Here is a 23,253-nt window from a genome sequence, read left to right on the forward strand (position 1 = left end):
GTGACAGATTAAGCTGCTTTGTTAGCGGCTTTGATCAGCGCGGCAACGCGATCGGAAACAGTAGCGCCCTGGCCAACCCAGTGAGCGATACGATCCAGATCCAGGCGGGTGCCTTCTTCTTTCTCGGTAGCGATCGGGTTGAAGAAGCCAACGCGCTCGATGAAGCGACCGTTGCGTGCATTACGGCTGTCGGTGACAACAACCTGGTAGAACGGACGCTTTTTAGCGCCGTGACGTGCTAAACGAATAGTTACCATAACATCCTCTTGTGTGAATAAAACAACCGGGCCCCATCGAGGAACGGAGCCCGGTGTCATATTAAAAGCCCGAAAATTTTACTGATTTCTGTGCAAAAATCAATTCAAAACTACATACGCTAAATAATTCGAGTTGCAGGAAGGCGGCAAGTGAGTAAATCCCCGGGAGCGTACACAAGTACGTGACCGGGGTGAACGAACGCAGCCAACGCATCTGCGGCTTGAATTATGACGCGTATTAGCGGCCAGGAAAACCTGGCGGCATCATCCCTTTCATCCCGCGCATCATCTTCATCATGCCGCCTTTCGACTTCATCTTCTTCATCATGCGCTGCATGTCGTCGAACTGCTTCAGCAAGCGGTTCACGTCCTGCACCTGCATCCCGCAACCGGCGGCGATACGGCGTTTACGCGAGCCTTTAATGATTTCCGGCTTGGCGCGCTCTTTCATCGTCATCGAGTTGATGATCGCTTCCATACGCACCAGCACTTTGTCGTCCATCTGCGCTTTCACGTTATCGGGAATTTGCCCCATGCCCGGCAGTTTGCCCATCAGGCTGGCCATGCCGCCCATGTTTTTCATCTGGCGCAGTTGCTCAAGGAAGTCGGTCAGATCGAAACCGTCGCCTTTCTTCAGCTTGGATGCCAGCTTCTCGGCCTGCGCGCGGTCAACTTTGCTCTCGATATCTTCGATAAGCGACAGCACATCGCCCATGCCGAGAATACGGGAAGCGATACGGTCCGGATGGAACGGCTCCAGCGCTTCGGTTTTCTCGCCGACGCCGAGGAATTTAATCGGCTTGCCGGTGATATGACGAATCGACAGCGCCGCGCCGCCGCGGGCGTCGCCGTCCACTTTGGTCAGCACTACGCCGGTCAAAGGCAGCGCTTCGTTAAAGGCCTTCGCGGTATTCGCCGCATCCTGACCGGTCATCGCATCGACGACAAACAGCGTCTCAACCGGATTAATCGCGGCGTGGACCTGTTTGATTTCGTCCATCATCGCTTCATCGACGTGCAGACGGCCGGCGGTATCCACCAGCAGCACGTCGTAGAATTTCAGCTTCGCCTCTTTCAGCGCCGCGTTGACGATATCAACCGGCTTCTGGCCAACGTCGGACGGGAAGAAATCCACGCCGACCTGCTCAGCCAGCGTTTCCAGCTGTTTAATCGCCGCCGGGCGGTATACGTCCGCGGAAACGACCAGCACTTTTTTCTTGTGCTTCTCGCGCAGGAATTTACCCAGCTTACCGACGCTGGTCGTTTTACCCGCACCCTGCAGGCCCGCCATCAGGACGACGGCCGGCGGCTGCGCGGCTAAATCCAGCGTCTGGTTTTCTTCGCCCATCGCCGCAACCAGCTCGTTGCGGACAATCTTGACGAACTCCTGACCTGGCGTCAGGCTTTTATTGACTTCATGTCCTACCGCGCTCTCTTTGACGCGGCTGATGAAATCACGCACCACCGGAAGCGCGACGTCGGCCTCCAGCAGCGCCATGCGCACTTCGCGCAGGGTGTCTTTAATGTTGTCTTCGGTAAGGCGTCCGCGGCCGCTAATGTTGCGCAGCGTACGCGACAAACGATCGGTTAAATTATCAAACATTGTCTCTCGCCTGAGGTGGAAACGGTCGGTCGCCGCAGCGACACAAAAATACGAATTTGGCGCAGTATAACACGACATAAACCTGAATGTGCTGCAACGGTTGGAGCAGACGTCGCGTGACGCTATACTGCTTCTCTTTCTTATTTAGTCAACAGTCGACGCTCCTATGCCTGTGTTTGCTCTACTTGCCCTTGTCGCCTACTCCATCAGCCTTGCGCTGATCATCCCTGGCTTGCTGCAAAAAAACAGCAGCTGGCGGCGGATGGCGATTCTCTCCGCGACGATAGCGCTGATTTGCCACGCCTTCGCGCTGGAGTCACGTATTTTCCCCGGCGGCGAAGGTGGGCAAAATCTCAGCTTACTTAACGTCGGCTCACTGGTCAGCCTGATGATCTGTACGGTGATGACCATCGTCGCCTCGCGTAATCGCGGCTGGCTATTGCTACCGATCGTATACGCGTTTGCGCTAATCAACCTCGCCTTCGCCACCTTCGTGCCTAACGAGTACATCACCCACCTCGAAACCACTCCGGGGATGTTGGTGCATATCGGCCTGTCGCTCTTTGCCTACGCCACGCTTATCATCGCCGCGCTATACGCGCTGCAACTGGCGTGGATTGACTATCAGCTTAAAAATAAAAAGCTGGCTTTCAGCAGCGAAATGCCGCCGCTGATGAGTATTGAGCGTAAAATGTTTCATATCACCCAGGTTGGCGTCGTGCTGCTGACCCTGACGCTGTGCACCGGGTTGTTCTATATGCACAACCTGTTCAATACCGAAAATATTGATAAAGCGGTGCTGTCTATTGTGGCCTGGTTTGTCTATATCGTACTGCTGTGGGGGCACTACCACGAAGGCTGGCGCGGCCGCCGGGTGGTCTGGTTTAACGTCGCCGGAGCCGGGTTGCTGACCCTGGCTTATTTTGGCAGCCGCGTCCTGCAGCAGTTTGTTAGTTAAAGACTAAGGAGTCTCTCCTGGAACACATTTCTACCACCACGCTGATCGTCACGCTGATCATCATGGTGATTATCTCCGCCTATTTCTCCGGTTCCGAAACCGGCATGATGACGCTGAACCGCTATCGGCTGCGCCATATGGCGAAACAAGGCAACCGCCCGGCTAAGCGCGTGGAAAAGCTGCTGCGTAAGCCGGACCGCCTCATTAGCCTGGTGCTCATCGGCAACAACCTCGTCAATATCCTGGCCTCAGCGCTGGGGACCATCGTCGGCATGCGTCTGTACGGCGACGCCGGCGTGGCTATCGCCACCGGCGTGCTCACCTTTGTCGTGCTGGTGTTTGCCGAAGTCTTACCTAAAACCATTGCCGCCCTGTACCCGGAAAAGGTCGCCTACCCCAGCAGTTTCCTGTTGGCGCCGCTACAGGTACTGATGATGCCGCTGGTGTGGCTGTTGAACACCATTACCCGCGTACTGATGCGCATGATGGGCATTAAAACCGATCACGTCATTAGCGGCGCATTAAGCAAAGATGAACTACGAACGATTGTGAATGAATCCCGTTCACAAATCTCACGGCGGAATCAGGACATGCTGCTGTCGGTCCTGGATCTGGAAAAGGTCAGCGTTAATGACATCATGGTGCCGCGCAATGAGATCGTCGGTATCGATATCAACGATGACTGGAAATCTATCGTCCGCCAGCTAACCCACTCGCCGCATGGCCGTATCGTGCTGTATCGTGATTCGCTGGACGATGCCATCAGCATGCTGCGCGTCCGTGAAGCCTATCGTCTGATGACGGAAAAGAAAGAGTTCACAAAAGAGATCATGTTGCGAGCGGCAGATGAGATTTACTTTGTGCCGGAAGGTACGCCACTCAGCACGCAATTGGTGAAATTCCAGCGTAATAAAAAGAAAGTCGGCCTGGTGGTCGATGAATATGGTGATATTCAGGGGCTGGTCACCGTTGAAGATATTCTTGAAGAGATCGTGGGAGACTTCACCACCTCAATGTCGCCGACCCTTGCCGAAGAAGTGACGCCGCTTAATGACGGCTCGGTGATTATTGACGGCGGCGCCAACGTGCGGGAAATCAACAAAGCGTTCAACTGGCACCTGCCGGAAGACGACGCGCGCACCGTAAACGGCATCATTCTGGAAGCGCTGGAGGAGATCCCAGTCCCTGGAACCCGCGTACGTATCGAACAGTATGATATCGATATTCTCGACGTACAGGACAATATGATTAAGCAGGTGAAAGTGATGCCGGTGAAATCATTACGCGAAAGCGTGGCGGAATAGCGCAGCCAGCAAAGAACAACGGTGAACTTCGGTTCGCCGTTTTTTATTTAAAGCCAATAAAAACGGCCACCCGCAGGCAGCCGTTACTGGCGAACTAACGAATTACTTCGCTTTCGCGACGGTTACCATCGCGGCGCGAATAGTACGACCGTTCAGGGTATAACCCTTCTGCATCACGCCCAGCACGTTGCCGGCAGCCACATCGTCAGACTCGACCATCGCGATGGCCTGATGCACGTTAGGATCCAGCGGTACGTTGGTATCGGCAACCACTTCCACGCCAAACTTACGCACGACGTCCAGCATCGATTTCAGAGTCAGTTCGATCCCTTCAACCATCGGCGCCATATCCGGGTTAGCTTTATCAGCCACTTCCAGCGCGCGATCCAGGCTATCGATAACCGGCAGCAGTTCGTTAACGAACTTCTCCAGGGCGAATTTATGCGCTTTCTCGATATCCTGTTCGGTGCGACGACGCAGGTTGTCTTCTTCCGCTTTTGCGCGCAGCATCACATCACGTTCACGCTTTTGCGCTTCGGCCAGCTGTGCTTCCAGATTCGCAATTTTTTCATCGCGCGGATCCACCTGCTCAGCAGAAACCTCAGGCTCTACCGCCTCTACGTTGTCGTGCTGCTCCGTGATAATTTCTTCCGGGGCTTGCCCCTCAGGCGTTTTCTGTTCTTTACTACTCATGAATTTCTCCGCGTTTTTTTCGCATTCATCTCGCTAACTTCGCTTATTATGGGGATCAGTTTCCGGGATTCAAGGGAAGCAGACAGATTGTCATCATTCATTTAACCCAAGGACATCCAGATCATGAAGAACCATTTCAAGTGTATCGGCATTGTGGGACACCCTCGTCACCCAACCGCCCTGACCACACATGAAATGCTCTGGCGCTGGCTATGCGGCAAAGGCTATGAGGTGCTGGTCGAGCAGCAAATCGCCCATGAACTCCAGCTTAGCAATGTTAAAACCGGCACGCTGGCGGAAATCGGCCAGCAGGCGGATCTGGCGGTGGTGGTCGGCGGCGACGGCAATATGCTCGGCGCGGCGCGTACCCTGGCGCGCTATGACATCAACGTCATCGGCATTAACCGCGGCAATCTTGGTTTTCTTACCGACCTTGACCCGGATAACGCGCTCCAGCAGTTGGCCGACGTACTTGAAGGCCACTATATCGCAGAAAAACGTTTTCTGCTGGAAGCCCAGGTGTGCCAGCATGACTGCCAGAAGCGGATCAGCACGGCTATCAATGAAGTGGTGCTGCACCCGGGTAAAGTCGCGCACATGATTGAGTTCGAGGTCTATATCGATGAAGTGTTCGCCTTCTCCCAGCGCTCCGACGGCCTGATTATCTCCACGCCTACCGGTTCGACGGCCTATTCGCTCTCGGCCGGCGGCCCTATTCTCACGCCTTCTCTGGACGCCATCACCCTGGTACCGATGTTCCCGCATACGCTATCAGCGCGGCCGCTGGTGATTAACGGCGATAGCACCATTCGCCTGCGCTTCTCGCAGCGCTGCAACGATCTGGAAATCAGCTGCGACAGCCAGATTGCGCTACCCATCCAGGACGGCGAAGATGTGCTCATCCGCCGCTGTGATTATCACCTCAATCTGATTCACCCGAAAGACTACAGCTATTTCAATACATTAAGCACTAAGTTGGGCTGGTCGAAAAAATTGTTCTGATTTTACAAGCTGCCTCTTTACTGGATAAAAAACCAGTCTATACTGTACGAAAACACAGTAATGGTTTTTCATACAGGAAGGCAGCTATGTTGGCGCAACTCACCATCAGCAATTTCGCTATCGTTCGTGAACTGGAAATTGATTTTCACAGCGGCATGACCGCCATCACCGGGGAAACCGGCGCCGGGAAATCCATTGCCATCGACGCGCTGGGGCTGTGCCTCGGCGGCCGAGCCGAAGCTGACATGGTGCGCCGCGGCGCCAGCCGTGCCGACCTGTGCGCGCGCTTCGCGCTGAAAGATACCCCTGCTGCCCAGCGCTGGCTGGAAGAGAACCAACTGGAGAGCGGGCGTGAGTGTTTACTTCGCCGCGTGATCAGCGCTGACGGTCGCTCCCGCGGTTTTATCAACGGCACCGCCGTGCCTCTTTCTCAGCTTCGCGAGCTGGGCCAGTTGCTTATCCAGATCCATGGCCAGCATGCCCATCAGTTACTCACCAAAGCCGAACATCAGAAAACCCTGCTCGATGGTTATACCGGTGAGTATGCGCTTACTCAGCGCATGGCGGAACGCTACCGCCAGTGGCACCAGAGCTGCCGGGAGCTGGCGCAGCATCAGCAGCAGAGCCAGGAGCGCGCCGCCCGCGCAGACCTGCTGCAATACCAGCTCAAAGAGCTGAACGAATTTAATCCTCTGCCGGGCGAGTTCGAACAGATTGACGAAGAGTACAAACGTCTGGCCAACAGCGGCCAGTTGCTCAGTACCTGTCAGCATGCGTTAACGGTACTGGCCGACGGCGAAGAGGCCAATTTGCAAAGCCAGCTTTATACCGCTAAACAGCTGGTTAGCGAGCTGGTCGGCATGGATAGCAAACTCTCCAGCGTGCTCGATATGCTGGAAGAAGCCTCTATTCAACTCAGCGAGGCGACTGATGAGCTGCGCCACTACAATGACCGTCTCGATCTCGACCCTAACCGCCTGTTCGAACTGGAGCAACGCATTTCGCGGCAGATCGCGCTGGCGCGTAAGCATCAGATTGCGCCGGAAGAGCTGCCGGCGTTCTATCAGGCCATGCTGGATGAGCAGCGTCTGCTGGACGACAGCGCCGGCTCGCTGGAGTCGCTGAGCCAGTTGGTCGTTGAGCATCACCGCCTGGCGCTGGAAACGGCGCAAGAACTGCACGCCCTGCGTCAGCGCAGCGCCGATGAACTCACCCAGTTGATTACTGAAAGTATGCACTCACTTTCTATGCCGCACGGCGTGTTTGCCATTGATGTCGCCTTTGATGAACGCCATCTGACCGCCGAAGGCGCCGACCATATTGAGTTCCGCGTCACCACCAACCCGGGGCAACCTCTGCAGCCGATCGCTAAAGTGGCCTCCGGCGGCGAGCTGTCGCGTATCGCACTGGCTATTCAGGTTATTACCGCCCGTAAAATGGAAACCCCGGCGCTGATTTTCGATGAGGTCGATGTCGGCATCAGCGGCCCGACGGCGGCGGTTGTCGGCAAACTGCTCCGCCAGTTGGGAGAGTCCACGCAGGTCATGTGCGTGACTCACCTGCCGCAGGTTGCTGGCTGTGGTCACCATCATTTCTTTGTCTGCAAAGAGACCGATGGCGAGATGACCGAGACGCACATGCATGCGCTGGATAAACGCGCCAGACTGCAGGAACTGGCCCGTCTACTGGGTGGTAGCGAGGTGACCCGCAACACCCTGGCGAACGCGAAAGAGTTGCTTGCGGCGTAAACTTTTTGATTTTCACAGAGTCATAGTGAACAGCAAATTGCCAATAGACCTGCAGTCGAAGGTTCCCAACCGGGCAAAGGTCTATTATTATCGGCATATTACAGATGAGCCACGTATTGCTCGGGCCCAAAAAGGAATCAAATCACTATGCGCTGTAAAACGCTGACTGCTGCCGCAGCGGTTCTCCTTATGTTGACCGCAGGCTGTTCCACTCTGGAACGAGTGGTTTACCGTCCTGATATCAACCAGGGTAACTATCTGGCACCAACCGATGTCGCAAAAATTCGTGTCGGCATGACACAACAGCAGGTTGCTTATGCGCTGGGTACGCCGATGATGTCAGATCCATTTGGTAGCAACACCTGGTTCTACGTTTTCCGCCAGCAGCCGGGCCATGAGAAAGTGACCCAGCAGACCCTGACCTTGACCTTCGACAGCAGCGGTGTGTTAACCAACATTGATAACAAACCGGCGCTGACCAAGTAATCTCAGGCCAGTAGAAATGCAAAAAGCGCTCAATGAGCGCTTTTTTTAATTGTGCATTCCCGCTTATTTCTCAGCGTGCTTTTCAGCCCGCTGCCGACGCAGCTCTTTCGGGTCAGCAATCAGCGGGCGATAAATCTCTACGCGGTCGCCATCATGGACTTCGTCGTGCAGCTTGACCGGACGGCTGTAGATGCCGACTTTATTCTTCGCCAGATCGATATCTTCGCGCAGCGCCAGAATGCCGCTTGAGATAATCGCCTGCTCGACCGTCGCCCCAGCCTGCAGCTTCACGCGTTGCAGGTACTGTTTTTCCGGCAGCGCATAGGCGACTTCAACCACAATATTAGCCGACACGATACACCTCTTTGGCGCGCGTGGTGAACGCCTGCACCATATTGGCGGCCAGCTCTTTAAAGATGCGACCAAAAGCCATTTCAATCAGCTTGTTGGTGAACTCAAAATCGAGATGAAACTCAATTTTGCACGCATCCGGGCTGAGCGGAATAAACTTCCAGCCGCCAATCAGCTTTTTGAACGGCCCATCGACCAGGCTCATCAGGATACTCTGGTTATCGGTCAGCGTATTACGCGTCGTGAAAGTCTTGCTGATGCCGGCCTTGGACACATCAACCGCCGCCGTCATTTGCGTCGGCCCGGCCTCCAGCACTCGGCTACCGGTGCAGCCAGGCAGGAAATCGGGATAGGACTTCACATCATTTACGAGTTGATACATCTGTTCCACGCTGAAAGGCACCAGCGCAGTACGGCTAATCTGAGGCATAGCAGGTTCCACATTTAAACACGGGACAAATAATATCATTTATCTGCTGCTAAAAAAAACGCTGTACCATAACTCGTGCTAAGATAGCCCATTACGCCTCGCAGGAAGGATTGAGGTAACAATGTTTAGAACTAGCGATGACTTCAGGACATTATGACTAAGAAAAAAGCCCACAAACCTGGATCAGCCACCATTGCGCTGAATAAACGCGCCCGTCACGAATACTTTATCGAAGATGAATACGAGGCAGGCCTCGCGCTGCAGGGTTGGGAAGTGAAATCTCTGCGTGCCGGCAAAGCCAACATCGGCGATAGCTATGTCATTCTGAGAGATGGCGAAGCCTATCTTTTCGGCGCCAACTTTACGCCAATGGCGGTCGCCTCCACGCATTACGTTTGCGATCCGACCCGTACCCGCAAGCTGCTGCTCAATCAGCGCGAGCTCGATGCGCTATACGGCCGCATCAACCGCGAAGGTTATACCGTCGTCGCCCTGTCGTTGTACTGGAAGAACGCCTGGTGCAAAGTGAAAATCGGCGTGGCGAAAGGTAAGAAACAACACGATAAGCGCACCGACGTGAAAGATCGTGAATGGGCGGTCGATAAGGCGCGCATCATGAAGAACGCCGGCCGGTAATCTCCCCCTCTCTGCGGGCCAGCTACCCCTGGCCCCACGCTATATTGCTGTTGTCGCTGCTTTTTCATTCGATATGCCACCAGAATCCTCGCTTCGGGGGCTGGAAACCACCTTCACAAATCTGTTATACTTCAAGTACACATTGGGGCTGATTCTGGATTCGACGGGATTCGCGAAACCCAAGGTGCATGCCGAGGGGCGGTTGGCCTCGTAAAAAGCCGCAAAAAAATAGTCGCAAACGACGAAAACTACGCTTTAGCAGCTTAATAACCTGCTTAGAGCCCTCTCTCCCTAGCCTCCGCTCTTAGGACGGGGATCAAGAGAGGTCAAACCCAAAAGAGATCGCGCGGATGCCCTGCCTGGGGTTGAAGTGCTAAAACTAATCAGGCTAGTTCGTTAGTGGCGTGTCTGTCCGCAGCTGGCGTGCGAATGTAAAGACAAACTAAGCATGTAGTACCGAGGATGTAGGAATTTCGGACGCGGGTTCAACTCCCGCCAGCTCCACCAAAATTCTCCATCGGTGATTACCAGAGTCATCCGATGAAGTCCTAAGAGCCCGCACGGCGCAAGCCCTGCGGGTTTTTTTGTGCCTATCGTTGTCCGAGGATATTCGGCTAAACCCAGAGAAAATCGGTCCACGTTTAGGTACACACTATACTGTGGTCCATTAAACGTGTATCAATTATGGAAGGGATCCAGACATGGCGCTTATCCCCCCCTCACTAACAACGAAATCCTTAAAGCCAAATCTCGGGAAAAGACTTCACCCTTAATGATGGTGATGGCCTGTTCTTGCTCGTCAAAACCACCGGTAAAATACTCTGGAGCTTCCTCTATCAACGTCCGGTCAATGGCAGCCGAACCAATTTGAGTCTCGGCTCATACCCTGCTCTTACTGTCGCAGCCGCTCGTCAGTTACGCGCCAGCACTTAACCGCGCTCGCACAAGAGATAGATCCGCAGCAGCAACAAGAGCAGGCATCAGAACAGCGTCAGATTGAGCTTGATAGCATTTTCTCAACTGTGGCCGCTAACTGGTTCCAGTTAAAAAGCAGAAGCGTCACAGAGGATTATGCGAAAGAGACTTGGCGCTCACTAGATAAAGACGTGTTCCCTGCGATCGGAGCAATACCAGTGCAGGATCTTAAAGCCAGAACGATTGTCGAAGCACTGGAGCCAATAAAAGCGCGCGGCGCATTAGAGACTGTTCGTCGCTTGGTCCAGCGCATTAACGAAATAATGTTTTACGCAGTCAACACCGGCCTGATTGATGCTAACCCTGCATCAGGTGTTGGAATGGCATTTGAGAAACCCAAAAAGCAGAACATGCCCACGCTACGACCAGAAGAATTACCTACGCTGATGCGTTCTTTGGTCATGTCAAACCTATCCGTTCCGACTCGTTGCCTTATTGAATGGCAGCTCCTGACAGTTGTGCGCCCTTCTGAGGCTTCCGGTACTCGATGGGAAGAGATCGATCTCGATGCCAAACTCTGGATGATTCCCGCCGAACGAATGAAGGTTAAGCGAGAACATATTGTCCCATTATCAGCACAAGCATTAGAATTACTTGATACAATGGAACCTATCAGTAAACATAGGGAGTATGTTTTCCCAAGCAGAAATGATCCTAAAAAATATGAATAGTCAGACGGCTAATGCGGCACTTAAACGCATAGGCTATGGTGGGAAACTGGTCGCTCACGGATTACGTTCTATAGCAAGTACGGCCATGAACGAACATGGTTGGAATGCTGATATCATTGAATCAGCTCTTGCGCATATTGATAAAAATGAAGTTCGTAGAGCATACAACAGGTCAACCTACTTGAGTCAACGGAGAAAGTTGATGAGTTGGTGGGCGGAAATAGTTAAACCAAGTAAGTAGATAAAATTATGAGCGACTTCGATAGAATTGAGGAATTAGCAGGAGAAGGGGTCTACTCAGGCGTAGAACTCGAAGACGAGATGTCTCAGGATGACAACTCCGACAAGGAGCCATTCGATACAGATTCAATCTCAATTACTCCTAAGACAGTAGCATTGGATACTGTCTTACGCCGTATAAAAAATAATACAATAAAACTAGCTCCAGATTTTCAGCGTAGTTATGTTTGGGATAAAAAAAGGAAAAGTCAGTTAATTGAATCAATGATGCTGAAGATTCCATTACCGATGTTTTATGTTTCTGAAGATAAAAATGGTGTATGGGAAGTTGTTGATGGATTGCAGCGCCTTACTACTATTAAAGATTTTATTTTAGGACCAGACTATGATGGTAAAGGATTTAAATTATCTGGATTAGAGTTCTGGAGCACTCCATATGATGGCTATGATTATTTTAATTTAGAGAAGAATGATGAAAATATAAAAATAATCAATAATATTATGGAGACTGAACTATCATTCATCATTATAAACCCTGAAACACCAGAAAAAGTTAAGAGAAATATTTTCAAGAGAATCAACACAGGTGGAATGCGGCTATCAAATCAAGAGATTAGACATGCGTTATATCAAGGGCGCGCCAGCATACTATTGAAATCCATGGTTGAAAATGATGTTTATAATGATGTTGTAGGTAGAACAGTCAAAGATGACAGAATGGCTGGTAGAGAGCTTATACTAAGGTATTTAGCTTTTACATTATTCGGCTACCATAATTATTATGGAGATATGGATGATTTTTTATCAAACACAATGAAAGCTTTAAATAATGAGAAAATTAAAGAACTCCCTTTAATTGATATACCTGAGGATGACGTTATCATTAACACGTTCGAATTAGGTTTGCACCGAACATATGAGATTTTTGGAGAACATTCTTTTCGAAAATCGTTACCTGGAGATACCAGAAAAACACCCGTTAACAAATCTCTTTTCGAACTATGGTTGTACTTATTAACAAGAGCTAAAAAAGACTCATATGACGAAATCATCTTGAAAAAAGATATTTTACTGAATGAATATAAAGACCTTCTTAAAAATTATGAGTTTATGAATTCAATAAGCCGACATGGTGCTGGAGTACAAGGCGCTAAATTTCGTAAAGATTGTCTTTTGGACTTACTAAAGAGAGTAATCAATGCTTGATAAACTTGTTTTAAAATCATTTAAATCCTTTATCTATTCAAAGTTAGAACTTTCTAACATAACTGTACTCACTGGGCTAAATAGCAGTGGTAAAAGTTCAGTTCTACAAGCAATAAGAATGTGCAAATTAGTAGATAAAGACCACTCACCTTATATTCAAGGATTTGGTGGGTTTACCGATCTCAAATCAAAATTGACCTCTCAACAAAAGCCTGTGCAGATTCTTCTTTCTAGTAAAGAAATGAAAAACTATCTATATCTATCACTAAGAGAAAATATAAACAAACACAGAACAAGAATAGATAGGTTTTCGGTAGAATATATCTCAGCTGATAGACATGGTCCATGCGTAACATTACCTATTATGCCTCAGGATATTGATGATATTACTGTTGGTGAAAAAGGTGAGTACTTTGCAGATTATTACTCAAAATTTGAAAGTGTTATAATACCTGAAAAACTTCGCCATGCTAATTCAACAGGAAATACGTTAAAGCATCAAATTAATCACTGGATGGGAGAAATATCACCTGGTGTTGATTTGAATTTCTCCGTTACGAAAGAGCAAGATATTTCCCATCTAGGGGTTAATGGTTTCAGAGCAACTAATACAGGGTTTGGAATAAGTTATTCACTCCCGATCGTGTTAAGTGCATTAGTAATGTCTTCAGAGGCTCCCCTAGATAGCTTCAAGCAGTCAAAAATGAAAGCATGGCATTCTAATAAAAATAAAATTTTAATAATAGAAAATCCTGAGGCGCATTTGCACCCAAAAGGCCAAACAGCTCTCGGATTATTGTTAGCTATAGCATCTTCTTGTGGTGTCCAGATAATTGTTGAAACACATAGTGACCATTTTATTGATGGCGTTCGATTAGCAGTCAAAAACGTAGGTGCTACACTGGCTCAAAAAAGTATCATTTATTATTTTACGCGTGAGAAAGATAAGGATACAAAAATAGAGAAAATCAGAATAAAAGAAGATGGGAAGCTCACAAGCTGGCCAGAAGGTTTCTTTGACCAAAGCACAATTAATTTATCTAAATTAGCAAAAAAATAAAAATGAATATAATCAACTACTTAGATGAGAGGTGGGTGGTGGAGTTATGTGCTAATATTCAAGATAACTCCAAAGAACTTAAGTGTTTCTTAGAATTGGCCGAAGCTGTTAAGAAAAGCTGCGGACGTTCAAGCCTCTCTCTCACCTCAAATATATGGATAATTAAATGCGGTCACGATAATTTATGTGACATCTTATATGGCCCTTTAACTCAAGATCCTGATTTAAGGGATTACCTTTTAAGACTGGCAAGAATCATTGATGAAACTGATAGTTATGAAATAGACAAACCTGAAAATCACGCATATAATTCAGAAGCTCACGCGGCTTTACACTATAATAAGACAGGCGGCCTTTTATATAAAGAAAATGAAGAATTACCTTGGTGGGATGATAGTTCTATGATATTAATTGACTGCCAAGATAAAATACTTTCTTTATTCCGAAAACTTCCTATTTACCACAATATGGGTCTAGACGAATTTGATAGTTATCTAGAGAAATGCTTTCCTAATATATATTTTCTCGATGATGCGAGAGATTTTTCTAAAACAGATATTAGCGAAAAAAACGACACAAAACTTTCGGTTATTATAAAGCATTTATCATATCTTAATGATCATGCACAATATGACTACCTTATAGATCCAGAACAGTTTGAGCAAAAAGCACTTTCTCATGGTGTAGAACTATCTAGAGAAAGCAGTAGTACAAAACGAAACCAAGATGCAGTTAAAGAAAGAACAAAAAAAATAAATGAGGAGGCTCTTTTCTTTGAATTACACACCAAACTCAGTAGAGAAAAAGGTAGAATCCATTTTCATATAGGCTCAAGCCTGAGCGAAAAAATAAATAAATTAAGTGAAGGTCATCTAATAGTTGGCATTGTGTGCAAACACTTATCAACTTAATTAGCACCTCAATATTAAGCTGCCACTTTAATCACTCATGATAAGTGGCACCTATTCATTTTAATAGAATCCCCCCTAATAAAAATCAGCACTTTTTTTTTCAAATAAATAAATCAGTAACAATATTCACATGTATAGCGGCAGAATAATTTCTTCTTAAATATCACACAATCTACATCGTGGGCCGATTTTAATGTAAGAGTACGTGTCAGGATCTAATTTGCAAAGATAGATTATTGCACGTACACATATAATTCGTTCTAAAATCTATGAGTTGCGATCATGACGCCAATAAGTATGCCTTCACGATGCGAGCCCCCCTCGTCCTGTAAGTATCCCACATCCCCCTACCTACCAATAACTTGTTGTCACTACTTATAGCTCTCTTGTTTGAATCTCAACAACAACAGTAAAAATATGCACATTACTGCTGGCGCGCAATGCTCTCCCCGCCACGCCCGCCCGCTTAAGAAGTCGCTTTTAATGCAGATGCACGAACCGGCTCAAGCCGCATCGGTACTGGCGTGGTGGGGGAAATAAAATATGGGGATTTGCATGCAAAACCATGCACCTTAAGTATGCATGGCTTTTTTCGGGAAAAATAGCGGAATTTTCGCGGATTTGTTTGCGTGCTACCATGCGGCCAGTTCTGCACGTAGGCGGGTATAAATCAGGTTCTGTGCCGGGGTGAATATCTGGCGATTATCATCCCGCGAGGCTGCATCAGGCCTGAACCCGATGGCCGTTAAAATATCGCTGTCCTGCGCGGAATAATTAATTTTTTCACCTGCGGCCAGCCACACCGACAGGGCTTCACGCAGATAATCAACCGAGTGCTGCATGGCGCTCTGTTTTACTGCGGGGAGATGTTCGTTATATCCCATCAGCTCAGGGACCAGCTCCGCGCCGTGCTGATGCATAAAGTCATGGAGCCGATTGCGGATGCTTACAGCTGCACCTCCTCATGTGAGCGGATATAGCGATCGGCGGCCTGATTAATCTCCCTTTTTTTCACGTCAATATTGTCGCGTAAATCCTGCATTATACACGGGATTTGTTCGTCACCGGCAAGGAGCTGTTCACGGTATTCCCGTTCAAGGTCTGCCAGTTCGGCTTTACGTTTCAGCTAGGTGTTTTTGTTTGTCTGACAGGCCTCAAAGACCTGCTGCAATGTCACAGTGGTCACGTGTCTCTGTAGAGATGGCATCCTTTTCGGCTGATCTCACAATCACCACAGCGGTTATCGGCGGAGGTCGCCACTATGCTCAGATTCAGCTTATGACATCAGCCGATAGTGCGACTGCACCAGACCCGAAGGGAAGCTGCGGCTGGATAATAGCGTCAAATCGATATCATGGGGCAGGACTCCGAACAGCGGTTTTCCCGAACCGAGCAGGACAGGAACGGTAGTGATAACGATATCGGCAACCAGGCCTTCGCGCAGGAATGACTGTATTAACTGCCCGCCGTCGATATATACCCTGTGCACATTTTTCTCCTTCAGGTGAGCAAGAGCCTCCCCTGGCGTGAAACATGAAAACTGCACCTTACCCTTCAGCGCTTCGGGCACGGGAGTATCAGTTAGCTGCCGGGAAAGCACCAGCACGGGTCGGTCATAAGGCCATTCGTCAAAGGTCAGCACCTTCTCATAGCTACCTCGCCCCATAATGATCCAATCTTTGTCCGCGATGAACGCGGCATAGCCATGATCTTCTGTCGGATCATCGCGCTTCAACAGCCAGTCGATATTGCCATCCTGTCGGGCGATATAACCATCAAGACTGACCGCAATGAAAACATGTGTGGTGACCATCAAGAGCTCCGTATTCAGGTTGCATATATCTTGTTGAGTTTAGCAATATTAGCGATATTGATATGCACCGATAAAGCCACATCACCAGGTTAGCAACGTCCGCTCCAGGCATGAGGCAAAGCTGAGTGAAGAGAAAAGCCGATGTACCTGTGTTCTACTATTTAAGCCAGCCGATCGGCTGGCTTAAAATCTCCCCAAATTAAATCCAAATATCGTTTTCTGCGGTGCGTTCCCCACCTTCATGCCCGGTATTCCTGACACCACAGGGTTCTATCATCATCATTTTTACCGTCGTCTCAGCTGACGTTTTATGCTCAACACCTTTAGGTACAACAAACATTTCTCCTGGCTTGACAAGAACATACCCGTCACGAAAATCAATACGCAAAACCCCCTCAACTACGATAAAGGATTCGTCGGTTTCCGGATGTGAGTGCCAGATAAAGTCGCCCGCTATTTTCACGATTTTGAATTGGTAGTCGTTCATCTGCGCGATGACTTTTGGTTGCCAGTGAGTATCGAAGAGAGAGAACTTCTGTTCCAAGTTTACAGGTGAGTACATGATGACATTCCTTAATGGCTAAGAAACGCCGAGGATAAATAATATTGCGGTACCGGTATTGAACGATCGTGCAACTCAGGGACGGCGTTTTTGAATAAATGTTTGCCAACGACCCGGTGAAATGCCATATGCTTTTATAAACTGGCGTGTCATATGACTTTGATCTGAAAACCCCGCCTCCAACGCAGACTCCGTAAGTGACAGGCCTAACTGAATCAGATGTCGACAGTATGCGAGACGGCGCATTGTTACGTAGCGATAAGGACTCGTTCCGAAAAGAGTTCGAAAATCCCGGCTCAGGCTCCAGCGATCTTTACCACAGACGGAGGACAACGTATCCAGCGTGATGTTCTGGCTGAATTCAGATTGTATATATTCGCGAGCGCGCTCGACCGACTGATAGTCTACAAGGCATCGACGAAATCGCTGCCCTGACACGACTGCCAAAGTCTGGGCAAGATCGTAAAGGGCATCCTCCTCTTCAAGAGTATCAATAGAATCTTCTGGCGCTTTTAAAAGCGGCCCGGTAGCGGCAAACAACAGGGGATCAGATGAGATCCCGCTGTGAATAAATGGTAACGGTTTGCCGCCTAAAATTTTCTGAATTAAAGCGGGCTCGATATAAAACATCCGATACTGAAATCCCTCGAGCGTTCCTGCCTCTCCATCATGAATTTCATCCGGGTGTAAGACCATCGTCCCACCAGGTAAACTATGTTGTTTACTGCCACGATAACGGAAACGTTGCACACCAGACAATGTCCTGCCGATCGCATATGTATCGTGACGATGAGGTTCATAACCATGCCCGCTGAAATACGCCTCCAGGCGCTCTATTTTCCCTGGCGTGTGTGCAAGTTTAACCCAGTCTTTATTCTTTTGCGCATTCGGCATGAATAACATCTGTTTCATAATTGTAGGAGAATCCACACCATAAACGTTTAGGGTGCAGTTTTGAAAGAAGTATGATGAAAGTGCGTAAAGGTTTTTCTTCGAAATCTTTCAGGAAGGGGCATCTCAAACTTAGGGAAATCCTTGTAATCTTGGGTTGCGGCTTTTTTTCCGGTGGAAAAATGCCTGCCATAGCAACCATAATCAGCAGTTGCATAAAGCAATACAATGATGGAGCCCCAATACATAAGATCCGTTTCTGGTACTCAGCGGACGGCTAGCAGGATCACTTAGGACGTTATAAGCAAAGAGCGAACATAGTTTTCATCTCTACTGTTTATAGTGACGCTGACTGGATGCAGGATGTCGCCGGAGAGCTGCTTCAGGGCGTATTGGACGTCGCACCAGTTCCCCTCCGCAGTTCGGGCACTGACCATTAAGCCGTTGGGTCACACAATCGATGCAAAATGTGCATTCGAATGAACAGATGTATGCCTCTTTCGATTCAGGAGGCAGATCTTTATCACAGCATTCACAATTAGGACGGAGTTCAAGCATGGTTCTCTCTTATTGTTAAAGGGGCATCATTAGATATACCAAAAGCCAACTATCCGTATCTCCTTCTGCGATATATGATGTTATTGTTTTTTTTTACATATAGTTACTGGAACGTCTGGCGCGAAGCCCTCAGATGAGGTCTGTATCATCATTTTATTCTGTACAACATGCGGAAAAGGCTATCAGTAGCGCATTAAAAGCCAATAAACTCAAGGGCAAATTCAGGCGCAGGTTCTCGTCCACTTGAATTCAGTAAGTTCTAATCTGCATTAAGAAGATCGCTTACTGTTAATATTATTTCAGAGTATCGAGTTATTTATATTCAGGCCAGATATTTTTTCCCTGTAAGTCCGGTGCTATTTCTGACTACCGTTTATTCCGATATCTGACATACACTGTAGCATCGGCCATTGGGTGTTGCCGGCCACAGGGGAGAAACTAATATGCAACTAACAGAAGCTCAACTGATGACCCGCGTTCCTGTCTGGCACGCATTATCGGAGCTGTTTACCGGACGCGAACTCCAGGACTACGACTACCGATGGATGGCGCAGAAGTTAAAGGAGTCTGGTTTAAGCCGGGAAGAGATCTTTGTGATTCTGTATGAGGAGGTTGCCCCTGCCCTCCAGTCAAATCTTCTCTACAACCCAACGCCGGTGATGGACGGTTGGTCAGAGGAAGATATTAAACAGCTCGTTACAGAGTATGTATATAAGAAGCCGACAATTATCGAGCGCATTATTCCAACCCACTTACTGCTGAAACAGCGACGTAAACATATTCAGGATGAACTCACCAAGCTTTTCGATGAGCTGGGTAAATGCTTCTGAAAGGGTTTTAAGCGAAGCGATTGGCATACATTTAGGTATACACCCAAAAACCAAGCTCATGCAGTACTGGAAATAAAACGTTGTGGAATTAGCGATGCCGCGAATATATTCACTTTCACCAGATAAACGGACACTCCCTCACGGAAGTGTCCGTTTTGTCTTTCAAACGTCAGCTGCGGGTTACGCGCCTACCGGCACATCGTGCGCGGTGTTTTTCAGCGCCGGTCCGGTGTACTTCTCGATCTGCAACTGCGACATCTGGCCACAGTTCCCCTGCGCCAGGCTGGAGGAGCCCACGTCAAAGGTCAGACAGTTGACGTTACCGTTTTTACACAGCGATCCCGGCTGTGACGGGTCGGCCGGATCAAACCATGCCCCTTCGCTGATGCGCACCACACCTTCGCGAACGTTATCGGTAATCACCGCTCCGACCAGGATCTGCCCGCGATCGTTAAAGGCGCGAACCAGATCGCCTTCACTGATGCCGCGCGCGCTCGCATCTTTCGGATGGATCCAGATGGCTTCGCGATCGGCTACCGCGTATTTCTTGCGCAGCGGCGTATTATCGAGCTGCGAATGCAGACGGTTAATCGGGTGACCGGTATTAAGCGACAGCGGATATTTCTCGGCTTCCGGCCCGCGATACCACTCGTGCGGCGGCATCCAGGTTGGAATCGCTTTGCAGTCCTCGTAGCCCATTTTAGCGATGGCGTCAGAGTAGATCTCGATTTTCCCTGACGGCGTCCCCAGCGGGTTGAGCAGCGGGTTCTCGCGGAAATCGGCGAAACGCACCCACTGGGTGTTCTCTTGCGGGATCGGGAAGCGAATGTAGTTGTTGGAAGCCCAGAACATATCAAACGGCGGCAGCGCCACGCGGGCGTTGCGCGCCTGGGCTTTCATCTCGTCATACATGCCCTTCAACCACAGCATCTCATCTTTGCCTTCGGTAAAGGCCTCGTGCACCCCAAGGATCTCGGAAATCCCCGCAAAGACATCAAAGTCGTTTTTCGCTTCGTTCTGCGGCGGTACGCACTGGCGCAGCGGGAAGACATAAAGCTGCGAATAGTCGCCGCCCATGTCCATGTCGTTGCGCTCGTAGGTGGTGGTCACCGGCAGTACGATGTCCGCGTGTTTCGCCGTCGCCGTCCAGTACGGTTCGTTCACCACCACGGTTTCCGGATGCTGCCAGGCTTTCACCAGGTTGTTGGTATCCTGATGCTGGTGGAAGGTGTTACCGCCCGCCACGTACACCATTTTAATATCCGGATAGGTGACTTTCGTGCCGTTATAGTCGATGGTCTTGCCTGGGTTCGCCAGCGCATCGGCGATGCGCGCCACCGGGAACGGCGTAATATCTTTCGCCGCCGGCGACGTTGGGCTACCGGCGGAGATCCCCGCCAGAATACCGCCGCGCGCGGTTGGGCTACCGCCGGAAGAGTAGTGATAGCTAAAGCCGAAACCGCCGCCGGGCAGGCCAATCTGCCCCAGCATCGCCGCCAGCGTCACCATCATCCAGTGGGCCTGTTCGCCATGATGCTGACGCTGAATGCCCCAGCCGCCCATGATCATGGTGCGATGCTTCGCCATATCTCGCGCCAGCTGCTTGATGGTCTCAGCATCAACGCCGCTGATATCCGCAGCCCAGTTGGCATCTTTGACGACGCCATCTTCTTTACCGTTCAGGTAAGCTTCAAATTTATCGAACCCTACGGTGTAGGTTTTCAGGAAATCTGGGTTATGCAGATTTTCTGCCAGCAGCGTATGGGCCACCCCCGCCATCAGCGCGCAGTCGGTGTAGCTGCGCGGGGCGATCCACTCGGCGCCTAACTCACGCGCGCTGTCGCTGCGCACCGGGTCGATACAGATCATCCGGGTGCCCTTTTTCTTCAGCGCTTCAAAACCCGTCTGGCCGACGTGATCCGGCAGGTTCCAGCTGTTTTTCAGCGTGATCATGGGGTTACAACCGATCATCACCACCAGCTCGCTGTTATCAATCACGTTTGGCCACGCGGTCTGCTGTTCGTAAACTTCAACAGAGCCGACCACGTGCGGCATAATCACCTGCGCCGCGCCGGTGGAGTAGTCGCCGGAATAGCCGACAAAGCCGCCCGCCAGGTTCATCATGCGCTGCAGCAGCGTTCTCGGGTTATGGAACATCCCGACGCTTTTCCAGCCGTAAGAACCGGCATAAATAGATGATGGGCCATGCTCTTTTTGCAGACGGCTGATTTCACTCGCCACCAGATGCAGGGCTTTATCCCAGCTGACGCGGACCCACTCATCGCGGCCGCGCAGCTCTGGCTTACTGTTTTTCGCTCCGCCTTCTAACCAGCTTTTACGCACCATCGGATATTTAATCCGGTTTTCGGCGTGAACCTGATACGGCGCCATGGTAATCAGTTCGTTGGGATACGGATCGTCTTTGATCGGGCGAACGTCAACCATTTTGCCGTCGCGGACGATGGCTTCAAACGCGCCCCAGTGGGCGCCGGTGAGAATCCCGCTTTCCGCCTGGCGCAATGCGATAAACTGCGGCATCGCCTGGCTGATGGCCTCCGCCAGCGCCGAACGCGGCCACAGCCCCGCCAGCAGCGGCGCCGCCATCAGGGCGCTGGCGCCAGCCAGAAAACGGCGACGCGTCAGATTCATACCGGGTTCCTGGCTCTGATCCGCCATGTCATAATCGTTATTCTTTTTCATCATGGCTCCTTATTGTTTGTCCTGATTGGCCGCTGCTGGCATGTCGCTCGCATGTTTTTGTACGTACTGGGTCAGGAGACGAACCTGTTCCTGAGTCAGTGAAGTACGGCCGGACATACCTTTAACCACCCCAATCCACTGGTTGGCGTTAAAGCGATTCAACTCGGTCAGGCCATGACAGCCGGTACAGTTGTTAGCCATTAATTCAGAAGCGTAACTCCAGATTTTTTGCTGATCGCCAATCAGATTTTTCGCCGGCAGCCAGACCTGCAGATCGACTTCATGCCAGACCTGTTTGGTCTCTTCATCGGTAACGGAGCCAGACACTTTTAACGCTTTGCGAGCTTCTTCGCCCAGCAGCGCGCTCATAATGCGTTTGCCGCGCGCGGCGTAGAAGGCTTCGGTGACGCCATCCTGTTGCCAGCCATGAACATCCGCCAGCACCATGTCGCCTTCACGTTTCACCACTTTCACTTCAGTGGAGGCCATCAGGTTACCGTCGTTATGGTCGCCCGCTTTCTCGCTCAGCCAGAACGGCTGGGTCTGAATGGTGTAAAGGGTGGTCGCGGTCGCCGGGGTTTTCGCCGCCGCGTTAGCGAGCTCGCTGGCCCCTGCCGCCGCCAGGCCGCTCATGTTCGGCAGAATATGCGCCACGCCTTTATGGCAGTCGATGCAGGTTTCGCCTTCTTTGATCGCGACCGGGTGCTGCTTACGGGCTTCAGGGGTTTGCGCCAGAATATCCATCGCTTTATAGTCGTGGCAGGAACGGCAGGTCGCCGAATCGCTCTTCTTCAACCCATCCCAGACGCTCTGGGCCATCGCCAGTTTATGCGCCTCGTATTTTTCCGGGGTGTCGATTTTGCCGGTCATTTCACCCCAGACATCTTTCAGGGCGCCAATTTTGGTCAGCATATAATCGATCGGCTGATGAGGAACGTGGCAATCGGCGCACTCGGCGCGAATACCTTTATCGTTCTGAAAATGCACGCTGCCCTGATATTCCGCCAGAGGCTGCTGCATGGTATGACATGACACACAAAATTCGGTATCGCTGGTTTTATGCATAATAGTCGCGGTACCAGCCAGCAATACCACGCCAATAATGATCCCAACCAGCAAGGCGATAAATATAATTTTTCGCCTACCAGAGCGTTCCAGTGAAAGTTTACTCATCTTATTATTTAACCCTTTTCCTAAATGAAAGACGCAAAAGTCCCTGCCAGATGGCAATCGTTATATAAATAAATCTATAACGATTGCACTCACCTTCTAATCCAACTGTATTTATGGAGATTTTCGGAGCCAGGATAATCAGCCGGGGGTGATTATCCTGTGATTTCAGAGCGATAACCCATTGCAAATCCAATA

Annotated in this window: 22 protein-coding genes, 1 other RNA gene and 2 pseudogenes; 13 read left to right on the forward strand and 12 right to left on the reverse strand. The window is 50.0% G+C overall.

Annotated elements, in window-relative coordinates:
* Positions 1 to 8: 8 nt before the first annotated feature.
* Together rpsP and ffh are read right to left on the reverse strand one after the other, a co-directional pair.
* Positions 9 to 257 (reverse strand): 30S ribosomal protein S16, encoded by a 249-nt coding sequence (rpsP, locus tag PGQ95_RS20385; protein ID WP_015370257.1) that lies wholly within the window; start codon positions 255 to 257, stop codon positions 9 to 11.
* A 238-nt stretch (positions 258 to 495) separates the two neighbouring features.
* On the reverse strand, positions 496 to 1,860 hold the full coding sequence (ffh, locus tag PGQ95_RS20390) for a signal recognition particle protein (RefSeq protein WP_020078159.1): 1,365 nt from the start codon (positions 1,858 to 1,860) through the stop codon (positions 496 to 498).
* Positions 1,861 to 2,026: 166 nt separating this feature from the next.
* On the opposite strand from ffh, the gene PGQ95_RS20395 reads away from it, so the two are divergent.
* Positions 2,027 to 2,818, forward strand: coding sequence for a cytochrome C assembly family protein (locus tag PGQ95_RS20395; RefSeq protein WP_015703199.1), 792 nt, complete (start codon positions 2,027 to 2,029; stop codon positions 2,816 to 2,818).
* A 17-nt stretch (positions 2,819 to 2,835) separates the two neighbouring features.
* Entirely contained in the window at positions 2,836 to 4,122 is a 1,287-nt protein-coding gene (locus tag PGQ95_RS20400) for an HlyC/CorC family transporter (RefSeq protein WP_026612238.1), read from the forward strand.
* Between the two features lie 102 nt (positions 4,123 to 4,224).
* Here PGQ95_RS20400 and grpE read toward each other — a convergent pair whose 3' ends face one another.
* Positions 4,225 to 4,815 carry a nucleotide exchange factor GrpE gene (gene grpE, locus PGQ95_RS20405; protein ID WP_015370253.1) on the reverse strand — a complete coding sequence of 197 codons (591 nt, stop codon included), beginning with the start codon at positions 4,813 to 4,815 and terminating at the stop codon, positions 4,225 to 4,227.
* Positions 4,816 to 4,938: 123 nt separating this feature from the next.
* On the opposite strand from grpE, the gene nadK reads away from it, so the two are divergent.
* The 3 genes from nadK to bamE all read left to right on the forward strand — a co-directional run bounded on the left by nadK (position 4,939) and on the right by bamE (position 8,051).
* The gene (nadK, locus tag PGQ95_RS20410; protein ID WP_015370252.1) at positions 4,939 to 5,817 is read left to right on the forward strand and encodes an NAD(+) kinase; all 879 of its coding nucleotides are present in this window, start codon (positions 4,939 to 4,941) and stop codon (positions 5,815 to 5,817) included.
* 86 nt (positions 5,818 to 5,903) lie between these two features.
* Positions 5,904 to 7,565 (forward strand): DNA repair protein RecN, encoded by a 1,662-nt coding sequence (gene recN, locus PGQ95_RS20415; protein WP_045366812.1) that lies wholly within the window; start codon positions 5,904 to 5,906, stop codon positions 7,563 to 7,565.
* Positions 7,566 to 7,712: 147 nt separating this feature from the next.
* Entirely contained in the window at positions 7,713 to 8,051 is a 339-nt protein-coding gene (gene bamE / locus PGQ95_RS20420) for an outer membrane protein assembly factor BamE (RefSeq protein WP_047044418.1), read from the forward strand.
* Between the two features lie 63 nt (positions 8,052 to 8,114).
* Here bamE and PGQ95_RS20425 read toward each other — a convergent pair whose 3' ends face one another.
* Positions 8,115 to 8,405 (reverse strand): RnfH family protein, encoded by a 291-nt coding sequence (locus PGQ95_RS20425; protein ID WP_015370249.1) that lies wholly within the window; start codon positions 8,403 to 8,405, stop codon positions 8,115 to 8,117.
* Positions 8,395 to 8,832 carry a type II toxin-antitoxin system RatA family toxin gene (locus PGQ95_RS20430; protein ID WP_015370248.1) on the reverse strand — a complete coding sequence of 146 codons (438 nt, stop codon included), beginning with the start codon at positions 8,830 to 8,832 and terminating at the stop codon, positions 8,395 to 8,397. Before PGQ95_RS20430 ends, PGQ95_RS20425 begins: the two co-directional genes overlap by 11 nt.
* Positions 8,833 to 8,985: 153 nt before the next feature.
* Here PGQ95_RS20430 and smpB point away from each other — a divergent pair, with 153 nt between their 5' ends.
* From smpB to PGQ95_RS20460, 6 genes and pseudogenes are all read left to right on the forward strand, one after another.
* On the forward strand, positions 8,986 to 9,468 hold the full coding sequence (smpB, locus tag PGQ95_RS20435; protein WP_015370247.1) for an SsrA-binding protein SmpB: 483 nt from the start codon (positions 8,986 to 8,988) through the stop codon (positions 9,466 to 9,468).
* A gap of 144 nt (positions 9,469 to 9,612) precedes the next feature.
* Positions 9,613 to 9,975, forward strand: a transfer-messenger RNA (tmRNA) gene (gene ssrA / locus PGQ95_RS20440).
* 166 nt (positions 9,976 to 10,141) lie between these two features.
* Positions 10,142 to 11,355, forward strand: a pseudogene (locus tag PGQ95_RS20445) (integrase domain-containing protein).
* 8 nt (positions 11,356 to 11,363) lie between these two features.
* Positions 11,364 to 12,560 carry a DUF262 domain-containing protein gene (locus tag PGQ95_RS20450; RefSeq protein ID WP_196338344.1) on the forward strand — a complete coding sequence of 399 codons (1,197 nt, stop codon included), beginning with the start codon at positions 11,364 to 11,366 and terminating at the stop codon, positions 12,558 to 12,560.
* Positions 12,553 to 13,620: an AAA family ATPase gene (locus PGQ95_RS20455; protein WP_196338343.1), complete on the forward strand. Its 1,068-nt coding sequence runs from the start codon at positions 12,553 to 12,555 to the stop codon at positions 13,618 to 13,620. Before PGQ95_RS20450 ends, PGQ95_RS20455 begins: the two co-directional genes overlap by 8 nt.
* 2 nt (positions 13,621 to 13,622) lie before the next feature.
* Positions 13,623 to 14,531 (forward strand): hypothetical protein, encoded by a 909-nt coding sequence (locus PGQ95_RS20460; RefSeq protein WP_430919169.1) that lies wholly within the window; start codon positions 13,623 to 13,625, stop codon positions 14,529 to 14,531.
* A gap of 632 nt (positions 14,532 to 15,163) precedes the next feature.
* On the opposite strand, the pseudogene PGQ95_RS20465 reads toward PGQ95_RS20460, so the two are convergent.
* The 5 genes and pseudogenes from PGQ95_RS20465 to PGQ95_RS20485 all read right to left on the reverse strand — a co-directional run bounded on the left by PGQ95_RS20465 (position 15,164) and on the right by PGQ95_RS20485 (position 18,355).
* Positions 15,164 to 15,657, reverse strand: a pseudogene (locus tag PGQ95_RS20465) (phage polarity suppression protein).
* Between the two features lie 150 nt (positions 15,658 to 15,807).
* Entirely contained in the window at positions 15,808 to 16,344 is a 537-nt protein-coding gene (locus PGQ95_RS20470) for a dihydrofolate reductase family protein (protein WP_020078145.1), read from the reverse strand.
* Between the two features lie 199 nt (positions 16,345 to 16,543).
* Positions 16,544 to 16,906 (reverse strand): cupin domain-containing protein, encoded by a 363-nt coding sequence (locus tag PGQ95_RS20475; protein WP_015370120.1) that lies wholly within the window; start codon positions 16,904 to 16,906, stop codon positions 16,544 to 16,546.
* Positions 16,907 to 16,981: 75 nt separating this feature from the next.
* Positions 16,982 to 17,818, reverse strand: a complete 837-nt coding sequence (locus PGQ95_RS20480) for an AraC family transcriptional regulator (RefSeq protein ID WP_430919172.1) — start codon at positions 17,816 to 17,818, stop codon at positions 16,982 to 16,984.
* A gap of 309 nt (positions 17,819 to 18,127) precedes the next feature.
* Positions 18,128 to 18,355 carry a DUF1272 domain-containing protein gene (locus PGQ95_RS20485; protein WP_430919174.1) on the reverse strand — a complete coding sequence of 76 codons (228 nt, stop codon included), beginning with the start codon at positions 18,353 to 18,355 and terminating at the stop codon, positions 18,128 to 18,130.
* 115 nt (positions 18,356 to 18,470) lie between these two features.
* Here PGQ95_RS20485 and PGQ95_RS20490 point away from each other — a divergent pair, with 115 nt between their 5' ends.
* Together PGQ95_RS20490 and PGQ95_RS20495 are read left to right on the forward strand one after the other, a co-directional pair.
* Complete coding sequence (locus PGQ95_RS20490) at positions 18,471 to 18,602, forward strand: hypothetical protein (protein ID WP_323128498.1); 132 nt, start codon at positions 18,471 to 18,473, stop codon at positions 18,600 to 18,602.
* Positions 18,603 to 18,798: 196 nt separating this feature from the next.
* Positions 18,799 to 19,185, forward strand: a complete 387-nt coding sequence (locus tag PGQ95_RS20495; protein WP_430919176.1) for a DUF7079 family protein — start codon at positions 18,799 to 18,801, stop codon at positions 19,183 to 19,185.
* A 180-nt stretch (positions 19,186 to 19,365) separates the two neighbouring features.
* Here PGQ95_RS20495 and torA read toward each other — a convergent pair whose 3' ends face one another.
* Both torA and PGQ95_RS20505 read right to left on the reverse strand, forming a co-directional pair.
* Positions 19,366 to 21,885, reverse strand: a complete 2,520-nt coding sequence (gene torA, locus PGQ95_RS20500; RefSeq protein WP_430919178.1) for a trimethylamine-N-oxide reductase TorA — start codon at positions 21,883 to 21,885, stop codon at positions 19,366 to 19,368.
* A gap of 9 nt (positions 21,886 to 21,894) precedes the next feature.
* Positions 21,895 to 23,058, reverse strand: a complete 1,164-nt coding sequence (locus PGQ95_RS20505) for a NapC/NirT family cytochrome c (RefSeq protein WP_006798114.1) — start codon at positions 23,056 to 23,058, stop codon at positions 21,895 to 21,897.
* Between the last annotated feature and the right edge of the window lie 195 nt (positions 23,059 to 23,253).

Source organism: Klebsiella sp. 141240 (genome assembly GCF_050600805.1).
Classification (GTDB): Bacteria; Pseudomonadota; Gammaproteobacteria; order Enterobacterales; family Enterobacteriaceae; genus Klebsiella; species Klebsiella aerogenes.

Coding starts and splice junctions, on each gene's coding strand:
- rpsP (WP_015370257.1), bottom strand. CDS start 257: ATGGTAACTATTCGTTTAGCACGTCACGGCGCTAAAAAGCGTCCGTTC.
- ffh (WP_020078159.1), bottom strand. CDS start 1,860: ATGTTTGATAATTTAACCGATCGTTTGTCGCGTACGCTGCGCAACATT.
- PGQ95_RS20395 (WP_015703199.1), top strand. CDS start 2,027: ATGCCTGTGTTTGCTCTACTTGCCCTTGTCGCCTACTCCATCAGCCTT.
- grpE (WP_015370253.1), bottom strand. CDS start 4,815: ATGAGTAGTAAAGAACAGAAAACGCCTGAGGGGCAAGCCCCGGAAGAA.
- nadK (WP_015370252.1), top strand. CDS start 4,939: ATGAAGAACCATTTCAAGTGTATCGGCATTGTGGGACACCCTCGTCAC.
- recN (WP_045366812.1), top strand. CDS start 5,904: ATGTTGGCGCAACTCACCATCAGCAATTTCGCTATCGTTCGTGAACTG.
- bamE (WP_047044418.1), top strand. CDS start 7,713: ATGCGCTGTAAAACGCTGACTGCTGCCGCAGCGGTTCTCCTTATGTTG.
- PGQ95_RS20430 (WP_015370248.1), bottom strand. CDS start 8,832: ATGCCTCAGATTAGCCGTACTGCGCTGGTGCCTTTCAGCGTGGAACAG.
- smpB (WP_015370247.1), top strand. CDS start 8,986: ATGACTAAGAAAAAAGCCCACAAACCTGGATCAGCCACCATTGCGCTG.
- PGQ95_RS20450 (WP_196338344.1), top strand. CDS start 11,364: ATGAGCGACTTCGATAGAATTGAGGAATTAGCAGGAGAAGGGGTCTAC.
- PGQ95_RS20455 (WP_196338343.1), top strand. CDS start 12,553: ATGCTTGATAAACTTGTTTTAAAATCATTTAAATCCTTTATCTATTCA.
- PGQ95_RS20460 (WP_430919169.1), top strand. CDS start 13,623: ATGAATATAATCAACTACTTAGATGAGAGGTGGGTGGTGGAGTTATGT.
- PGQ95_RS20470 (WP_020078145.1), bottom strand. CDS start 16,344: ATGGTCACCACACATGTTTTCATTGCGGTCAGTCTTGATGGTTATATC.
- PGQ95_RS20475 (WP_015370120.1), bottom strand. CDS start 16,906: ATGTACTCACCTGTAAACTTGGAACAGAAGTTCTCTCTCTTCGATACT.
- PGQ95_RS20480 (WP_430919172.1), bottom strand. CDS start 17,818: ATGAAACAGATGTTATTCATGCCGAATGCGCAAAAGAATAAAGACTGG.
- PGQ95_RS20485 (WP_430919174.1), bottom strand. CDS start 18,355: ATGCTTGAACTCCGTCCTAATTGTGAATGCTGTGATAAAGATCTGCCT.
- PGQ95_RS20495 (WP_430919176.1), top strand. CDS start 18,799: ATGCAACTAACAGAAGCTCAACTGATGACCCGCGTTCCTGTCTGGCAC.
- torA (WP_430919178.1), bottom strand. CDS start 21,885: ATGAAAAAGAATAACGATTATGACATGGCGGATCAGAGCCAGGAACCC.
- PGQ95_RS20505 (WP_006798114.1), bottom strand. CDS start 23,058: ATGAGTAAACTTTCACTGGAACGCTCTGGTAGGCGAAAAATTATATTT.